At 33.2% G+C, this 18567-nt stretch carries 16 protein-coding genes and 1 tRNA gene; 12 read left to right on the forward strand and 5 right to left on the reverse strand.

All coding sequences use genetic code 11. The annotated features are described in order from the left end of the window. Window positions 1–110 precede the first annotated feature (110 nt). The 3 genes from DMB71_RS15670 to DMB71_RS15680 form a co-directional block, all read right to left on the reverse strand. Window positions 111–362 (reverse strand): DUF6814 family protein, encoded by a 252-nt coding sequence (locus tag DMB71_RS15670; RefSeq protein WP_111368050.1) that lies wholly within the window; start codon window positions 360–362, stop codon window positions 111–113. A 13-nt stretch (window positions 363–375) separates the two neighbouring features. Next, window positions 376–1869 (reverse strand): MFS transporter, encoded by a 1494-nt coding sequence (locus tag DMB71_RS15675; RefSeq protein WP_111367668.1) that lies wholly within the window; start codon window positions 1867–1869, stop codon window positions 376–378. A gap of 277 nt (window positions 1870–2146) precedes the next feature. After that, window positions 2147–2219 (reverse strand) — tRNA-Phe (locus DMB71_RS15680). A gap of 99 nt (window positions 2220–2318) precedes the next feature. Between DMB71_RS15680 and DMB71_RS15685 the strand changes: the two genes are divergently transcribed. From DMB71_RS15685 to DMB71_RS15715, 7 genes are all read left to right on the forward strand, one after another. Continuing rightward, a complete protein-coding gene (locus tag DMB71_RS15685; RefSeq protein WP_111368052.1) occupies window positions 2319–3053 on the forward strand; it encodes a type III pantothenate kinase in 735 nt (244 codons plus the stop codon). Next, on the forward strand, window positions 3046–4275 hold the full coding sequence (locus DMB71_RS15690; protein ID WP_111367670.1) for a hypothetical protein: 1230 nt from the start codon (window positions 3046–3048) through the stop codon (window positions 4273–4275). The genes DMB71_RS15685 and DMB71_RS15690 overlap by 8 nt, the downstream gene beginning before the upstream one ends. Window positions 4276–4326: 51 nt before the next feature. After that, complete coding sequence (gene lptC / locus DMB71_RS15695) at window positions 4327–4884, forward strand: LPS export ABC transporter periplasmic protein LptC (RefSeq protein ID WP_111367672.1); 558 nt, start codon at window positions 4327–4329, stop codon at window positions 4882–4884. A 4-nt stretch (window positions 4885–4888) separates the two neighbouring features. Continuing rightward, complete coding sequence (locus DMB71_RS15700) at window positions 4889–5083, forward strand: hypothetical protein (RefSeq protein WP_111368053.1); 195 nt, start codon at window positions 4889–4891, stop codon at window positions 5081–5083. 2 nt (window positions 5084–5085) lie between these two features. Continuing rightward, entirely contained in the window at window positions 5086–6342 is a 1257-nt protein-coding gene (locus DMB71_RS15705; RefSeq protein ID WP_111367674.1) for a hemolysin family protein, read from the forward strand. Between the two features lie 107 nt (window positions 6343–6449). Beyond that, a complete protein-coding gene (locus DMB71_RS15710; protein WP_111367676.1) occupies window positions 6450–8549 on the forward strand; it encodes a peptidylprolyl isomerase in 2100 nt (699 codons plus the stop codon). Window positions 8550–8830: 281 nt separating this feature from the next. After that, window positions 8831–9271 carry a hypothetical protein gene (locus tag DMB71_RS15715; RefSeq protein WP_111367678.1) on the forward strand — a complete coding sequence of 147 codons (441 nt, stop codon included), beginning with the start codon at window positions 8831–8833 and terminating at the stop codon, window positions 9269–9271. Between the two features lie 20 nt (window positions 9272–9291). Here the strand turns inward: DMB71_RS15715 and DMB71_RS15720 are convergent, their stop codons facing one another. Continuing rightward, window positions 9292–10200: a GYDIA family GHMP kinase gene (locus DMB71_RS15720; RefSeq protein WP_111367682.1), complete on the reverse strand. Its 909-nt coding sequence runs from the start codon at window positions 10198–10200 to the stop codon at window positions 9292–9294. Window positions 10201–10306: 106 nt separating this feature from the next. Continuing rightward, window positions 10307–11629, reverse strand: a complete 1323-nt coding sequence (locus DMB71_RS15725; protein ID WP_111367684.1) for a hydroxymethylglutaryl-CoA reductase, degradative — start codon at window positions 11627–11629, stop codon at window positions 10307–10309. A gap of 180 nt (window positions 11630–11809) precedes the next feature. Here DMB71_RS15725 and DMB71_RS15730 point away from each other — a divergent pair, with 180 nt between their 5' ends. From DMB71_RS15730 to DMB71_RS15750, 5 genes are all read left to right on the forward strand, one after another. Then, a complete protein-coding gene (locus tag DMB71_RS15730; protein WP_111367686.1) occupies window positions 11810–13981 on the forward strand; it encodes a S9 family peptidase in 2172 nt (723 codons plus the stop codon). Window positions 13982–14020: 39 nt separating this feature from the next. Continuing rightward, a complete protein-coding gene (locus DMB71_RS15735; protein WP_111367688.1) occupies window positions 14021–15697 on the forward strand; it encodes a peptide MFS transporter in 1677 nt (558 codons plus the stop codon). 5 nt (window positions 15698–15702) lie between these two features. Continuing rightward, the gene (locus DMB71_RS15740; protein WP_111367690.1) at window positions 15703–17187 is read left to right on the forward strand and encodes a peptide MFS transporter; all 1485 of its coding nucleotides are present in this window, start codon (window positions 15703–15705) and stop codon (window positions 17185–17187) included. Window positions 17188–17233: 46 nt separating this feature from the next. Next, window positions 17234–17701 (forward strand): thioredoxin family protein, encoded by a 468-nt coding sequence (locus tag DMB71_RS15745; RefSeq protein ID WP_111367692.1) that lies wholly within the window; start codon window positions 17234–17236, stop codon window positions 17699–17701. A 215-nt stretch (window positions 17702–17916) separates the two neighbouring features. Then, window positions 17917–18369, forward strand: coding sequence for a thioredoxin domain-containing protein (locus DMB71_RS15750; protein ID WP_111367694.1), 453 nt, complete (start codon window positions 17917–17919; stop codon window positions 18367–18369). The last annotated feature ends 198 nt before the right edge of the window (window positions 18370–18567 follow it).

Raw genomic sequence — 18567 nt, forward strand, 5'->3', positions numbered from 1 at the left:
TGAAAAAGGGCTGTCTAGAAATGGACAGCCTTTTTTTGCTTAAAGTAGTTTTTTTGTAATATAAATGTATTTTTTCGAGGTGATTAAATAAGTCGATGGAGTTTTATGGTTTAACGATAATTGTTTTTTTCTTTTTTCTTTTTCGGATCATTATATTCTCCAATTAAAGAATAATATCCAAATGTTCCCAAGCCCATGACAATAAGCGGCGTTAGTATAAATAGAATAATTACACCAAATACTAAATCGTCCTGTTGGTCTGAAAGAAGTTTTGGCAAACCAAATTCAAACACGCAAAAATAGGCAGCCGCCGCTGCTAAAGAAATCCATAACGCCCCTAAAACTTGTTTAATCGCATTCATTTTTTTGTAAATTTTAAAGGTGAGTAATTTTGTTTTTGTTGTCAATATAAATCATTCCAATAACAAAGCAGATTCCAGCAATAATTATAGGATACCATAATCCGTCCAAATAAAAATCGGCTTTGCCTGCTGTTTTGGCGTGTGATACAAAATAAGTGGAAATGGCAGGAAGCAATCCTCCAAAAATTCCATTTCCTACGTGATAAGGAAGAGACATAGAAGTATATCTGATTTTAGTTGGAAACATTTCGACTAAAAATGCGGCAATTGGACCATAAACCATGGTTACAAATAATACTTGAATAAAAACTAAGAAGGTTAATGTCCATTTATCGCTTGAATTAATTGTTACTGAAACGCTGGTTTGAGTATCTTTTTTGTCCAAATACGTTTTTTTCTCCTCCACGGATGTTCCGTCTGTATATTTTTTTTCTGTAATTGTAATAGAACTTCCATCAGCCTTGTTTTCAGTTGTGATTCTTGGAGTTTCAAGAATTTCTGTTTTCTTGCTTACATCAGTTGTATCGTACATCATCTTGTAAATAGGTCTGTATGATACTATGGCAATCAACATTCCAAACATCATTATGTATTTGCGGCCAATTTTGTCGCTCAACCATCCGAAAACAATAAAAAATGGAGTTCCAATTAAAAGAGCAATTCCTAATAATTGATCAACTTGCGAAGAATCAACATTCATAACCGTTTTCATAAAACTCATAGCATAAAATTGCCCCGTATACCAGACAACACCTTGTCCCATCGTAGCTCCGAATAAAGCTAGAAGAACAAATTTTAAATTGTATCTGTTTCCAAAACTTTCTTTTAGTGGGTTAGTGCTTGTAGTTCCTTCTTTTTTAGCTTTGGCGAAAACAGGAGATTCATCCATGTTTTTTCTAATTAAATAGGAGACTCCAACCATTGCAATTGAAACCCAAAAAGGAACGCGCCATCCCCATAAATCAAAAGCTTCAGGAGAAAGGACGCTTTTGGTTGCCAAAATAACCATCAGTGAAATAAACAAACCAACAGTTGCAGTAGTCTGAATCCAAGAAGTCCAATATCCTTTTTCTCCTGCAGGCGCATGTTCGGCAACATATGTCGCTGCGCCACCATATTCTCCTCCAAGAGCAAGACCTTGAAGCAAGCGTAAAATTAAAACCAATAAAGGAGCGAGAAAACCAATTGTGTCATAACTCGGAATACAACCAATTAAAAAAGTAGAACCGCCCATTAATAATAAGGTAGCCATAAAAGTATATTTACGTCCAATAATATCTCCAAGCCTTCCAAAAAATAAAGCTCCAAATGGTCGAACTACAAATCCAGCGGCAAATGTGGCCAAAGTAGATAAAAATGCAGCAGTTGGATTGCCACTAGGAAAAAATTTTGTTGAAATGACGACAGCCAAACTGCCAAAGATGTAAAAATCGTACCACTCGATCATGGTTCCCATAGAAGAGGCCGAAATTACTTTCCAAATGCCCTTAGTAGAAGTTTTGCTCATAAAACTGCTTTGAGATCTTATTAATGAATGAAATATAAAAATACAGTTTTACGAATATATAAGATTATTTTTTATTCAGTCAATACTTTTTTAACAAAAACTATTAATTTGTTGACTTTTGAGTTTTACCGCAAAGGCGCAAAGAAAAAGCGCAAAGGTTCACAAAGTTTTTAAATCAAACTTTGCGAACCTTTGCGTAAACCCTAGCGTTCTTTGCGGTTTAAAAAAAACAGAAAAGTATAGAAAACAAAAAACCCACTCGTTTGAGTGGGTTTCGTGGTACCTCCAGGGATCGAACCAGGGACACATGGATTTTCAGTCCATTGCTCTACCATCTGAGCTAAGGTACCGTGCTTGTTGCGGGTGCAAATATATAATCATTTTTGGTTTGTGCAAAACATTTTTTAGAAAAAATCTATTCGTATCTTCGCAAAAGCAAAAAAGGAAATATGATTTTAACGGTTGATGTTGGGAATACCAGAATTAAAGCATCTGTCTTTGAGGGTAATACTGCTCTCGAAAATTTTGTTTTTGAAAAAAATGAACTCGAAAAAAAAATTGAAAAAATTTTAGAAAAATATCCAAAATGCTCCGATTTGGTTGTTGCTTCGGTAGGGAATATCGAAAAACAATCCTTTTTAACTTTCGAAAATAGACTTAAAGTTCATTTTTTTACTCACGAAGATGTTTTTCCTTTTCATAATAAATATGCAACTCCAAAAACTTTGGGGATAGACAGAATGATTTTGGCAGCAGGGGCAACGCTTCAATTTCCAAAACAAAACCGTTTGGTTATAGATGCTGGAACTTGCATTACCTACGATTTTATCGACGAAAATGACAATTATTTAGGAGGAGCTATCTCTCCAGGTCTTCGTTTGAGATATGAATCACTGCATAATTTTACAGCCAGACTGCCGTTACTAACCTTAGAAGAACCCGATTCTTATGTGGGAAATTCTACGGCACAAGCCATACATTCTGGTGTTGTCAATGGTTTCGTCTATGAGATTGACGGTTTTATCGATGAATATCGAAAACAGTTTTCAAATTTTATCATAATTTTAACGGGAGGCGATGCAGATTTTTTGGCTAAACGATTAAAAAATACCATATTTGCCAATTCAAATTTCCTTCTGGAGAGTTTGAGCCAAACATATCAATATAAAATCGACAATGATTAAAAAAGTAATACTAAGCGCTTGTTTGCTTATATCGTTCGTTTCATTCGCTCAACAAGGTACTGCTTCACCTTATTCTTTTTTCGGAATAGGAGATGTGAGATTCAAGGGAACTCTTGAAAACAGATCTATGGCAGGAGTTGCAGTAGAACAAGATACGATTCACTTAAATTTAGAAAATCCGGCAAGTTATGCCAGCTTAATTCAGACAACTTTTACAGTTGGAGGAACATTTGCGACTTCAAATTTAAAAACGGATTCTGCATCAGAAAAAGCACAGCGTTCTACTTTTGATTATTTAGCATTAGGAATTCCAATGGGGAAATTTGGTGCTTCATTTGGTTTGATCCCTGTAACTTCAGTAGGATACAAAATTCGTAACGACAATTCTGCAACAGAAGGTGCAACAAGTTCACAACTTGATGGAAAAGGTGGTGTAAATAAAGTGTATTTTGGTTTATCATACAAAATAATGAAAGACTGGAATATCGGGGTTGACGCGCAGTATAACTTTGGAAAAATTACTACAACAAGTGTTGAGGCAATTACAGGAGTTCAAAACGGTACAGCAGAAGTTAATACTTCTGAACTTTCAGGTATGGGATTCAGTTTTGGGACTATGTACCAGAAAAAGATCTATAAAAAGACGAGCATATTCTCGAGTTTGAGTTATTCTTTTGCGAGTAATCTGAACTCAGATAATACGAGAGTTATTTCAGTTCAAGGAGATCCAGCAGCTTATGCAGTTCCAACAGAATCAACAAAATTAAAACTCCCAAACAAGCTAAGCATTGGTTTAGGTATTGGTGAAGCTAGAAAATGGCTTGTTGGAGCAAATATGACTTTTCAGGGAGATGGACAATTAGCAAATTACTATAACGCAGCCGATAATGTAAGATACGAGAGCTATTCTAAATATGCTCTTGGAGGTTATTATCTTCCAAATTATAATTCTTTTACTAGCTATATGAGCAGAATTACGTATAGAGCTGGTTTGAAATACGAGAAAATAGGTTTAATCGTGAACAACGAATCAATTAAAGATATCGGAATGTCATTAGGAGCAGGAATTCCAATTCCAGGATCTTTCTCAAATGTAAACTTCGGAATCGAATTTGGTAAGCGTGGTACAACTGCTGCAGATTTAGTACAAGAAAACTATGTTAATTTCAGTGTGAGTTTCTCTTTCAACGATAAATGGTTCGTGAAGAGCAAATACCAATAATCAAAATATATTATCTTTTAGAAGCTCATTACAATTTACTACATTTGGCAAATGAATTTACCAAAAAGATATAGTCTCATAGCTGTCACAGTTTTTGCTGTGACACTATTTTTTGGATGCGAAAGTAATTTTAAAGAAGTTCAGAAAATTAACTTCTCAGAATTTGTTCCCGCCAGTGATGCCGATACTGTAAATATTAAATATACAGATTCTGGACGAATTACAGGTGTTTTGATAAGTCCGAAAATGTTAGACTATTCAAATCTTGATTTTCCTTTTACAGAATTTCCGAAAGGAATTGATGTTACTTTATATGATAAAAAGCAAAAGCGTACCTTTATAAAAGGTAATTATGCCGTTTCTTATAAAAATACTGGAATCATTGATTTGATAGGAAAAGTGAAAATTACTTCAGAAGCGGGACAGGTTTTAGAAACGGAACAATTGTATTTTGACCAAAAAAATGAGTGGTTTTATACAGAAAGAAAGTTTAAATTGACTGATAAAAAAGGAGTTTCCTACGGTCAGGGAATAGATTTTAGCAAAGATTTTAAAGTGATCAATTCGCAGCGAATAAGCGGTGAAATTGAATCAGACAAAGAATTATAATATTATGGGTTATTTAAAATATACACAATACGTTTACATCCTTTTTGCAGTTTTCTTTACCTATGATGGTATTGTAAAACTAAATGAAGGAGACGAGAGCTATCCTTTTTATTTTGTAATTGCGGGAATGGCTATTTTTATGTTTTTCTTTAGGAGAAGATTTCTTAATAGGCATAACGATCGAAACAAAAACCAATAAAAATGGAAATTAGTATTATAATAATATGTTTAATACTAGCAGCCTTTTTCTCTGGGATGGAAATCGCTTTTACATCCGCAAACAAAATTTATCTCGAGATTGAAAAGAAACAAGACGATTTTCTGTCTCGAATCTTAACCAAGCTAACCGAAAATCCATCCAAATTTATTGCTGCCATGCTTATTGGCAACAATGTAGCATTGGTGATTTACGGTTTTTTTATGGGCGATCTAATTTTAGGTTGGATAGCTTATTTTGGTTTTGTCTTTTCTGATTGGTGGAATATACTCATTCAGACGCTTCTGGCGGCATTCATCGTATTGCTGACTTCAGAATTTTTTCCGAAAGTTTTTTTTCAAATTTATGCCAATTCTTTAATTAAAATTCTAGCACTTCCGGCTTATTTATTCTACAGATTATTTTATTACATTTCGACTTTCTTTATTTGGATAGCAGATTTTGTATTGAGTAAATTTTTCAAAACAGAAGGAAGTCAAATTCATTTGTTTAGCCGAATTGAACTAGGAAATTATATTACAGAACAAATGAGTACAGTTGAAGAAGATGAAGAAGTAGATTCTGAAATTCAGATTTTTCAAAATGCTTTAGAATTTTCAAATGTAAAGGCGCGCGATATTATGACGCCTCGAACAGAAATTGTAGATGTAGATTTGTTTGATACTGTAGATGATCTTAAAGCAATGTTTATTGAGACGGGTTATTCTAAAATAATTATAAGCCAAAATTCATTAGATGATATTGTAGGTTATGTTCATTCATTTGATTTGTTTAAAAAACCAGCAACAATAAAATCGGTTTTAATGACAGTTGAGTTTGTTCCAGAAACTATTTTAATAAAAGATGTGCTGAATTTATTAATCAAAAAGCGAAAAAACGTTGCAGTTGTTTTAGATGAATATGGAGGAACTTCTGGAATTGTTACGATTGAAGATATTGTGGAAGAGCTTTTTGGAGAAATTGAAGACGAGCACGATTTAGACGAAGAATTAATTGAAGAACAAATAGGAGAAGGCAAATATTTGTTTTCAACCCGATTAGATGTTGAGTACTTGAACGAAACCTATAAATTGATGATTCCAGAAGAGGATTCTTATGGAACATTAGGAGGTTTTATTGTGTATCATACAAAAGAAATCCCACAAAAGGGCGATAAAATTGTAATAGATAAGTTTCATTTTTTTATTGAAGAGGCTTCAAATAAGAAAATAGAACTAGTCAAATTGACAATTAAAGAGTGATTTTTTAAATTAATGAAAAAAAATGTTGAAAATAAAACGCTAGTTGTATTGTTATTAACTAGATAATTGTATTTTCGCAAACTGAATATAAAATTAACGATAATAAAATGGCAGTTTTAGCAAAAATTAGACAGCGTTCCGCTTTATTGATAGGAGTTATTGCACTTGCATTATTTGCATTTATAATACAAGATCTATTCACAAGAGGAACATTCGGTCAAAGTTCAAAAGATGTAGGAAGCATCGATGGAAAAGATATTTCATTTGAAGACTTTAGAGTTAAAGTTAGTAATGTTGAAAAAAGTGGGCAAGGGATAACTTCCACTGAAGCTGCAAACAGAGTTTGGGATCAAGAAGTTTCAATCGCTTTATTGTCATCACAATTTGATAAATTAGGATTGAGAGTTGGTGAAAAACACATTTTAGAGGTTTTAAAATCAGATCCAAATATTGGTAAAAACCCAATGTTCTTAAACGCAGCAGGAATGTTTGATGTTGTTAAGTTCAAAGATTATTTTAAATCAAATCCAGAAGCAGCACAATACATCGCACAAAAAGAGAAAGATGCTGAATTGAACGCGAAATTTCAAATCTATAATACTTTAATTAAATCAGGACTTTACACAACTGCTAGTGAAGGAAAATTAAAGTATGAAATGGAAACTAATAAAGTAAGTTTTGCTTTTGCAGCTGCTCCTTATTCTTCTATTAAAGATAGTGAAGTTAAAATCTCTGATGATGAGATCGTAGCTTACATGAAGAAAAATGAGAAAAAATTCAAAGCAGATGCAACTCGCGAAATTCAGTATGTATTAGTTGAAGATAAAGCATCTAAAGAAGATGAGGCTGAAATTAAAGCTAAATTAACTGCATTATTATCAGGAAGTGTTGTTTACAATGCAAAAACAGGTAAAAACGATACATTGCCAGGATTCAAAAACGCTACAAACGTTGCTGAATTTGTAAACGCAAATTCTGATGTTCCTTACGATTCTACTTACGTTCCTAAAAATGCATTGCCAGCTGTTGATGCTGACAAATTATTCAGCTTGCCAGCTGGAGCAATCTACGGACCATACGTTTATGGAAGATACTATGCAATTTCTAAATCTCAAGGATTTAAAGCTGGAGTTAATGCAAAAGCTAGCCATATCTTAATTGGTTACGAAGGATCTCAAACTCCAAATCCAAAAGAAAAAAGAACTAAAGAAGAAGCTAAAGCTAAAGCTGAAGAAATTTTAGCACAAGTTCAAGCTAATCCAGATAGTTTTATGATGTTGGCTTTTACAAGTTCTGATGATTCATCTGCACAGCAAGGTGGTGATTTAGGATATTTTGGGCCAAACCAAATGGTAAAACCTTTCAATGATTTTGTATTCAGCAACGGAATTGGTAAAGTTGGTTTAGTTGAAACTCCTTTCGGATTTCACATTATCAAAATTACAGACAAACAAGACGGAATTCGTTTAGCTACTATTGCTCAAAAAATCGAGCCTTCTGAAGCTACTTCTGATAAAGTATTTACATTGGCAACTAAATTTGAAATGGATGCTGCTGATAAAGATTTCAATGCTGCAGCAAAAGAATTAGGTTTAAAAGTTGCTCAGCCAGTTAATGCAAAAGCTATGGATGAAGCGTTTGGACCATTAGGAAACCAACGTAACATTGTAAGATGGGCTTTTGATAAAGAAACAAGCAAAGGAGACGTAAAACGTTTTGAAATTGCAAACATCGGACACGTTATCGCACAATATAAAGGTGAAAACAAATCTGGTTTAGTTTCTGTTGATATGGCAAGACCTTATGTAGAACCAATCTTGAAAAACAAGAAAAAAGCAGAATTATTGAAAGCTAAAATGCAAGGTTCAAGTCTTGAAGCTATCGCTAAAGCTGCAGGAGTTGCTATTCAGCAAGCTACTGATGTAACTCTAGATAATCCAGTTTTACCTGGTGGAGTTGGGCAAGAGCCAAAAGTTGTAGGTAACGCATTTGCTTTAACAGCAAATAAAATCTCTGCTCCAATTGAAGGAAATACAGGTGTTTATGTAGTTAAAAACATCAAAACTGTAAAAGCTCCTGCAATTGCTAATCACGCTGCTTATGTAGAGAAAGTAAAAGCTCAAAGCGCTAATGATGCAAGCAGAGTATTGCCAGCGTTAAAAAACAATGCTAAAATTGAAGATAACAGATTACAATTTAACTACTAATTAAAAAGTAATTAATCTCATATAAGACCCGAAACGCTTCAAGTGTTTCGGGTTTTTCTTTTTTATAATTTACAGTAATTCTGTTTTGTAATTTTTTACTGTTAATTTTCTAAAAGTATATAGGAATTATCGAAATTTAATTTAAAAAACTTGTGATTTTCAAAATATTACAGTTAATTTGCTCGCTTTTTAATTTTAACATACTTTTGGCTTTTGCCACACAATAAAAATAAAGAAGAATAAATATCCAAAAAACAAAAGCTTTAATAACCAATCGTTCAATGTTTTTTACTTTTAAATTTTTTAGAAGAAAGCCGAGAGTATATACCAAGATAGAAAGCCATATTTATGGTATAATTATCGAGCTTTTAAAAGTAGGCAGCACCGACATCAATGTTGATGAATTGGGTGGGAAGTATTATTTGAGTAACGAAGAACAGCATTTTAAAGTTACTATTTTGAGCAATGACAACGTGATTAGATTAACCAATACGCACGATTCTGTTGCTGAAAAATATGATAAAATCTTTGTTGAAGATGTTTTAAGAGCTGTAAAAGAAGAGAAACACCGTCGAATGGAAGTGGTTTACGATTCGATTACCAATAGCATCGAAAAGATGGCAGAACGCTTGCACAATAGACTTATAGAGTCAAATGAACAAGACAAATCTGTTCGCCGTTTAGAGACAAAAGAGGTTAAAAACAGTAAAAAAGTAAACTAAAATAGCTTTTTTGAAAAGATTTATAAGATCATTTCTTCGTAAGTCAAAATTGTTTCATATCCTTTATTAAAGAAATATTCTTTTGGATTTTCTTTAGAAACTACCAAGATAAAGTCGCCTCCCCAAGCTCCCAAACTTTTTATAACGCCATTAAAATCAGGAAAAACAGCCTCTTTTATAGTCTGCATTTCTAAAACCTTACTCAGATGAATTTCGTGTTTCTGAATAGCCGATGCAAATTCTTTTAATGTTTTGGCGTGAAGAATTTCATTCGTGATTTTATTGTTTTCTGCAACACTAGCCGCCAGATGATTGCCTTTGTGGTTGTTGTACGAGTATATTGCTGATTTACTGTTTTGTTTTTTATTCAGATAAACAAAATAAAGATTCTGTGTAAAATCTGGATTAAATTCAACTTGCTGTACGAAATTATCTTTTATGCGGTACAAAATAGGTGTGTTGTTTTGTGCGCACGCAATATCATACCCACTTCCTCCGAAACTGTTTTTTAGCAGTGTAAAAGCATTAATTTCAGTCCATTGTGCAATGTTATTGATAAGAGTCGAAGAGGTTCCCAGTCCCCAATTTCTTGGAAAACTCAAATGTGTGCTTACTTTATATCCATTAGCATTATCAATAAATTTTGGATTTAAAATATAAGCTTCGTGTAGAATGTTGACTAAAGTAGATTTTACGGTATCAATTTGCGGGTCTGAACCTTTTATAACTTCGTCAAATGAAATAGTTTCTTCGAACCATAAATGTTTATCGTAATCGTAACTTTTCCATTCAATTTGTTTGCTATCTACGTCTTCAATCACTAAATCCTGACCAAATTTTGTTGGTAATGCAAATGCATCTGCTCCATCCAAAACGAGATATTCACCAGCTATAAAAAGTTTTCCGTTGCTATAAAAGGTTGTTGGCATACTTCAATTTTAAAATAAATTCCAATCCCAAAGGTCGGGATAAATTCCAAATTCCAATTAGCGTTGGAATTTGGAATTTTATTTGGAAGCTATAATTTTTGGAATTTTATTTATTTTGTTTTCTTAAGTTCTCAATAAATTCTACCACAGCGCTGTGAGAAACGGCTGTTTTTTTGAAGTGTGATTTGATTAAATGACGTTCTTCATCGGTAGCTTCAAATTGATTGATAATGTTGTTAAGGTGCATTTTCATGTGTCCTTCCTGAATTCCTGTTGTAGTTAAGGAACGTAATGCAGCAAAATTTTGTGCCAATCCTGCAACAGCTACGATTTCCATTAATTCTGGAGCAGAAGGTTTTTCTAAAATTTCTAAGCATAATTTTACTAAAGGATGCAAAGAAGTTAAACCGCCAACAGTACCAACTGCCAGAGGAATTTCAAGCCAGAAGGTAAATATTCCGTCTTCTATTTTGGCATGAGATAAACTTGCATACTGACCATTTCTGGAAGCATAAGCATGTACGCCAGCTTCTACAGCTCTAAAATCATTTCCTGTTGCCAGAATCACAGCATCTACACCATTCATGATGCCTTTATTATGTGTAACTGCTCTAAAAGGTTCAATTTCTGCAATTTGAACTGCCTGAATAAAACGTTCAGCAAACTCCTGAGGATTGGTAATGTGTTTTTCTGCTAAATCTTCAATAGGGCAAGAAACTTCGGCTCTAACAAGGCAATGAGGTACATAGTTAGAAAGAATGCTCATTACAACTTCTAGCTTTTCACCATTTTGACATAAATCAGAATTTTGGGCTTCTTCTTTTAAGGTAGTAGCAAATTGCTCTAAACAAGAATTGATGAAATTGGCTCCCATGCTATCTTTGGTTTCAAAAGTAGCATGAAGCTGATAGTAATTTTCTAGTAAACTTCTTTTGTCTTTTAGTTTAATATCAAGGATACCTCCACCACGCTGCTGCATGTTTTTGGTAATGCTTTGCGTTTCTGAAAAGAATTTTGGTTTGATTTGGTCAAAGAAGTTATTTAATTTTTCAGCATCACCACTATAAGTGAAATGAACTTGACCAATTTTTTCTGTATCTATAATTGTAGCTTTAAAACCGCCTCTTGTTGACCAGTATTTTGCTGCTTTAGAAGCTGCTGCAACGACAGAACTCTCTTCAATTGCCATCGGAATGGTTTTATATTTTCCGTTAATCAGAAAATTAGGCGCAACTCCAAGTGGGATGTAAAGATTTGTAATAGTATTTTCTATAAATTCATCATGAAGCTGCTGAAGCTTTTTGTCTGAATTCCAGTAATTTCTTATAATATTTTGTGCCTCTTCAGGATTTGAAAAATACTCATTTGAAATCCAGTCAATTTTTTCTTTTTTGGATAATTTAGAAAATCCGGCAACAGCGTTGTTCATTCTCAATATATTAAATAATAATGTTGCGGCAAAGATACTATTTTAAGAGTTTTGATTGCAATCTATTTCAGACATGAAAGTACGCAATCGTTATTTTTTTTAACATTTAACACTTAAAATGTGTATTATGTTTATTTTTTTTACTAAAATTGGGCTCTTTTTATATTTAAAATAATTCTAATGAATACAAGCAAATTTACTGCAGTACTTTTATTCTTAACTGCAGTTGTTTTTGGACAGCAGAAGATAACTGTCGAAAATGTTTTTAGCGGTACTTTCCGGGCAAAAGGAATGGATGAACTACAATCGCTAAAAAATACAAATCAATATACTGTTTTAAATGTTGACCAGGCGAGCAGAAGTATGCAGATTGATTTATACGATTTTGCGACGCTTAAAAAAGTATCAAATCTTATCGATACTAAAAACTACAAAGAACTTGCCAGCGGAATTAATAGCTACACCTTTGATGCTTCAGAAAAAAAGATTTTAATTGCTTGTAATACTAATAAAATCTTCCGTCACTCATTTACTGCTGATTATTTCCTTTATGATATCGCAACAAAATCTCTGATTAAACTTGTTGATTTTCAGATTCAAGAACCAACATTTTCACCTGACGGAACAAAAATCGCTTACGCAAAAGAAAATAACTTATATGTATATGACGTGGCTTCAAAAAAATCTACGGCTATTACAACAGATGGAAAGAAAAATGCGGTAATAAACGGTATTACTGACTGGGTTTATGAGGAAGAATTTGCATTTGTTCGTGCTTTCGACTGGAGTAAAGACAGTAAAAAAGTAGCTTATATTCGTTTTGACGAAAGTCAGGTTCCTGAGTTTTCAATGTCAATCTTTCAGAAAGATTTATATCCAAAAATTGAAACGTTTAAATATCCTAAAGCTGGAGAAAAGAACTCAGAAGTTTCGTTGCACATCTATGATGTGGCTGCTGGAGCAACTAAAAAAGTAGATTTAGGAAAATATAATGATTTCTACATTGCGAGAATGCAGTGGACAAATGATGCCAATGTGCTTTCTGCACAGGTTTTAAACCGTCATCAAGATAATTTAGATATACTGTTTATTGATGGTGCTACTGCTAGTTCAAAAGTAGTTTTAAATGAAAAAGATAAAGCTTACGTTGATGTTACTGATAATTTGACTTTCTTGAAAGACAACAGTTTTATCTGGACAAGCGAAAAAGACGGTTTTAATCATATCTATGTGTATGATAAAAACGGAAAACTTAAAAATCAAGTTACAAAAGGAAACTGGGAAGTGGTTTCATACTACGGTTTCGACGAAAAAACAAAAACTATTTTCTACCAGTCTACAGAAAATGGTTCTATTAACAGAGATCTTTACAGAATTGGTTTAGACGGAAAAAACAAAGTACGTTTGTCTTCAAAAACTGGAACAAGTGCAGCAACTTTTAGTCCAAATTTCCAGTACTTTATTACAACTTTCTCGAGCAATACACAGCCTACAACTTATACTTTGAATGAGGCTAAAACAGGAAAAGAAATTCAGGTTATCGAAAATAATCAAGCTCTTGCTGACAAATTGAAAGCGTATGACCTTCCTGTAAAAGAATATTTTGTTTTAAAAACAGCAAAAGGAAACGAATTAAATGCATGGATTTTAAAACCAAAAGATTTTGATCCTTCAAAAAAATATCCTGTTTTCATGTTCCAATACTCTGGTCCAGGCTCTCAACAAGTAGCTAATCAGTGGAATAATTCTAATGATTACTGGTTCGCTTCATTAACACAGCAAGGTTACATCGTAGCTTGTGTTGACGGAAGAGGAACAGGTTATAAAGGAGCTGATTTTAAAAAAGTAACTCAAAAAGAATTAGGGAAATACGAAGTTGAAGACCAGATTGACGCAGCAAAAGTAATTGGTGCTTATCCTTATGTTGATGCTTCAAGAATTGGAATCTTTGGATGGAGCTACGGTGGATTTATGGCTTCTAACTGTATTTTCCAAGGAAACGATGTGTTTAAAATGGCAATTGCTGTTGCACCAGTTACAAACTGGAGATTTTATGACAGTGTTTACACAGAAAGATACATGCAGACTCCGCAAGAGAATGCAAGTGGATACGACCAAAACTCTCCTATAAATCACGTTGATAAATTGAAAGGAAAGTTCTTATTGATTCACGGTTCTGCAGATGACAACGTTCATGTTCAGAACACAATGCAGATGATGGAAGCTTTAATTCAGGCAAATAAACAATTTGATTCTCAAATTTACCCAGATAAAGATCATGGTATTTATGGCGGAAAAACGAGAGTTCAGCTTTATACCAAAATGACAAACTTTATCAAAGAAAATTTATAATCTAAAAATAATTAAAACCTAATTAAATAAACGAATAATATGGGAGAAACTCAAGTAAAAACAGCGCATCCAAAAGGGCTTTGGGTATTATTTGGAACGGAGATGTGGGAGCGGTTCAATTTTTATGGAATGCGAGCTTTATTGACTTTATTTCTTGTAAATTCATTATTGATGAAGGAAGAGGAAGCGTCATTAATTTATGGAGGTTTTCTTGGACTTTGTTATTTAACACCAATGTTAGGTGGTTTTGTTGCCGACCGTTATTTAGGAAACAGAAACTGTATTCTTTTAGGAGGGTTATTAATGGCAATTGGACAATTGCTTTTGTTTACTAGCGGAAGTGTTTTTGGATCTAACTTAGGTTTAGCAAAAATCATCATGTACTCTGCTTTAGGAGTAATTGTTTTTGGTAACGGATTCTTCAAACCGAACATTTCTAGTATGGTTGGAAGTTTGTATCCAAAACAAGAAAAAACCAAATTAGATAGTGCTTTTACTATTTTCTATATGGGAATTAACATCGGAGCATTTTTAGGTCAGTCTATCTGCCCTTTATTAGGAGATGTTAAAGATGCAGGCGGAATTAGAGATATCCACGCTTTCAGATGGGGATTCTTAGCAGCTTCTACTGCAATGTTGTTAGGAACGGTTCTTTTCTACTTCTTAAAAAACAAATATGTTGTTTCTCCAGAAGGGAAACCATTGGGAGGACTTCCTTCTAAAAATGATGCTTCAGACTTTGAAGAAGGAGAAGCGCAACAGGCAAACTTTTCTACAAAAGCTCTTATTGGTGCAGGAATTGCGTTTGTTGCTTTAGGATTCTTTTTCCATTATGTGGTAGGTCAGAACTTGATTTATACTTTGATTTATTCAAGTGGTTTGGCATTAGCAGGATTAATTATCTCTGATACTTCTCTAACTAAGGTTGAAAGAGATAGAATTTATGTAATCTACATCGTGTCGTTCTTTATTATTTTCTTCTGGGCGGCGTTTGAGCAAGCAGGTTCTTCTTTAACTTTTATTGCAGATAACCAAACAGACAGACATTTCTTTGGTTGGGCAATGCCACCGTCGATGGTTCAGATTTTTAACGGATTATTCGTTGTGGTTTTAGCAGTTCCTTTCAGTGTTCTTTGGGATACTTTAAGAGCTAAAGGAAAAGAGCCAATTTCTCCAGTAAAACTAGCTGCGGGATTAGTAATTATTTCGATCAGTTTCTTTATGATTGCAACTCAAGTTTCTTATATCGGAACTTCTGGACTTTTATTGGTTAAATGGCTTATTTTATTATATTTCTTAAATACTTGTGCAGAGTTATGTTTATCTCCAATTGGATTATCATTGGTTGGTAAATTGTCTCCAAAACGGTTTGCATCATTATTATACGGAGTTTTCTTTTTGTCAAATGCGTCAGGATATGCTTTAGGAGGAACTTTAGGTTCTATCTTGCCAGCAACTGGTGATAAATTTGCAAAAGCAAAAGAATTAGGAATCGATCTTCAGGCAGTTTTAGATAAAAAAATAACGCTTTCAGCAGACCAATTGGCTTTGTTGGATCATCATCAGATTAGTGCACAAAATCCAATTTTTGCTGGGTTTGAAATCCATAATTTATATGAATTCTTTATGGTATTTGTTGTACTGACAGGTATTGCTGCAATTTTATTATTTGCTTTAACACCACTATTGAAAAAATTAATGCACGGTGTTAGATAATTAGAATGGAAAACAATATTACTTTAGAAGAAATTCAAAATTTTAAGGGCAAGTACCCAAAACAATTGTGGTACTTGTTTTTGGTTGAAATGTGGGAACGTTTCTGTTTCTACGGAATGAGAGGGGTTTTGGCAGTTTTCATGGTAGATCAATTAGGTTTGGTTGAAGGGAAAGCAAATTTGCAATATGGGGCCATTCAGGCTTTTGTATATGCATTTACTTTTATCGGTGGAATTTTTGCTGACAAAATTTTAGGTTTTAAAAAATCACTTCTTTTTGGAGGAATCGTGATGATTTTGGGGAATTTGCTTATTGCAGCAAATCCGCATGATTTCTTTTATTATGGAATAACACTTTCTATTATTGGAACCGGTTTTTTTAAACCAAACGTTTCTTCAATGGTAGGTGAATTGTATCATGAGAGCGATGGACGTCGTGACGCTGGATATGGATTGTTCTATGCCGGGATTAATATTGGAGGAATGCTGGGAGGCGCAATACCAATTTACTTAGGGAAAAATTATTCATGGAGTCTTTGTTTTCTTTCTGCTGCAATTGTAATGATCATAGGAGTTATAACTTTTCTTTTGACTAAAAAACATTTGGCGCCAATTGGAAATTCTCCGTTAGAAAATCATGCACCTAAAAAACGTAATCTATACGAAACAGCAGTTTATTTAGGTTCTTTTGCTGTAATTCCATTGGTTTACATAATGGTTATCAATTCTGATTTTACAGAGTATTTTATGTATACTATCGGGGTTTTGGCATTGGGATATTTTTTATATGAATTGATAATGATAAAAGAGAGAAAGCAACAACTTAAATTTTTTGCTGCCTTCATCTTTATTTTTGCATATTTTATGTTTATGGCAATTTCTGAACAGTCAGGGGGGTCATTGTCGTTATTTGCGAAAGATAATTTGACCAATAAATTATTGTTTTTTAATATCGATCCAAATGTGGTGAATAATAGCATAAATTCACTTTATGTTATTATTTTTAGCCCATTATTAGGCTTTTTGTGGATCTATATGTCTAAACGAAAAATAGAGCCTAATACAGTTATTAAATTTGGTTTGTCATTTATTTTATTGGCGGCAGGTTTCTTTATCTTTTATGCTGCTAGATATTTTGTAAACCAAGACGGATTAAGTTCGTTGGATGTATTTGCTTTAGGATATCTTTTGTATACACTGGGGGAGTTATGTATTGGTCCAATCGGAATGTCTGTGATAACAAAGTTATCGCCTAAAAGATTGTTCGGAATGATTATGGGATTATGGTTTTTGTCAAGTGCATTTGGTCAGTTTGCTGCAGGAAAATTAGGGGCTGAAATGTCTGATGCCAATACCGGAACTACATTAATGTCTAAACTTATTGCTTATACAGATGGATATTATCAATTAGCTGTATATGCTCTTGTTGCAGGTATTGCATTTATTGTTCTAACTCCGCTAATCAGAAGATTAATGCAAGAAGTTAAATAATTATATCGTAATTAGTTTTTGCATAAATTTGTATAAAATTTCCATTATGAAAAAAATAGTACTTATTGCTTTGTTTTTAATTGGTGCCGTGAATTTACAGGCGCAAGAATTAAAATGGTATACAGATGTTAGAGAAGCAATTACTGTAAGTAACAAAGAACAGAAGCCTATGCTGATGTTTTTTACAGGCAGTGATTGGTGTGGTTGGTGTATTCGTTTGCAAAATGAAGTTTTAAAGACTGCTGAGTTTAAAAAATGGGCAACAGATAATGTAGTTTTAGTTGAGTTAGATTATCCAAGATCTGTTCCTCAGACACCAGAACTTAAAAGTCAGAATAACGAATTGCAGCAAGCTTTCGGAATTCAAGGTTTTCCGACGGTTTTCTTTACTAGTGCAGAGACAAAAGATGGAAGGGTTAACTTTAAAGGTCTTGGTAAAACAGGATATGTTGCCGGCGGACCATCAGCTTGGTTAACGGTTGCAGAAGGAATAGTGCATCCTAAGAAAATGTAAATCTAGATTTTAAAAAATAATGAAAGGTCTCCTACTCTGTAGGGGACCTTTTTTGTTTAGTAGGAAAAATTCTTTAGAAAAAAACTTTAAAATTGAGTATTTTATATTTTATTATATGTAAAAAAACACATAATGTATTTTTTGTATTAATATAATTTGGATAATTAAAATATAATGTTAATTTCGTCTTGCTAATCTAACCAAAACCAATTTATATGACTAAAAAATTACTTATCCTACTGTTTTTTTTAGGTTCATTTATGATGCAAGCACAAAACTTAGCATGGAGAACAAACATGACAGATGCTATTGCTATAAGTAATGACCAGAAAAAACCAATGTTAATTCTATTCACTGCCTCAGGTGTACCAGAAAATCTTCAAAACGAAATCTTTAAAACGCCTGATTTTGCTGTTTGGTCACGAGACAACGTGGTCTTAGTAAAATTAGATTTATCTGATATGAATGCTTCAGATAGCGATCGCGAACAAAATGTAAAATTGAAAAATGCATTTGGAGTTGAAGATCTTCCAGAAGTATGTTTCGCAATGGCATCAGTAAGAAAAAACAAAACGACATTTAGCGCTTTAGGAAAAATAGCCTATAAACCTGGAGGAGCGAAAGCATGGATTGCAGAATCTAATGCAATTTTGCATCCAGTAGAATAATAAACGATTTCATTCGACTTTTATTTTAATTTTTTTTAGTCCCTTTCTGTTTTGCAGAAGGGGATTTTTTTTGTGCTTAAATTCAGTAATCGATAATTTGATTATTTTACTTGGTGTTTGTTTTACATTTATTAAAAAATAGCACATATATTATTAATTTGATTTTAATTCTTATAAGTTGATTTTTAATTGCTTAAA

Origin of the sequence: Flavobacterium tistrianum (genome assembly GCF_003254545.1) — a bacterium.
GTDB lineage: Bacteria > Bacteroidota > Bacteroidia > Flavobacteriales > Flavobacteriaceae > Flavobacterium > Flavobacterium tistrianum.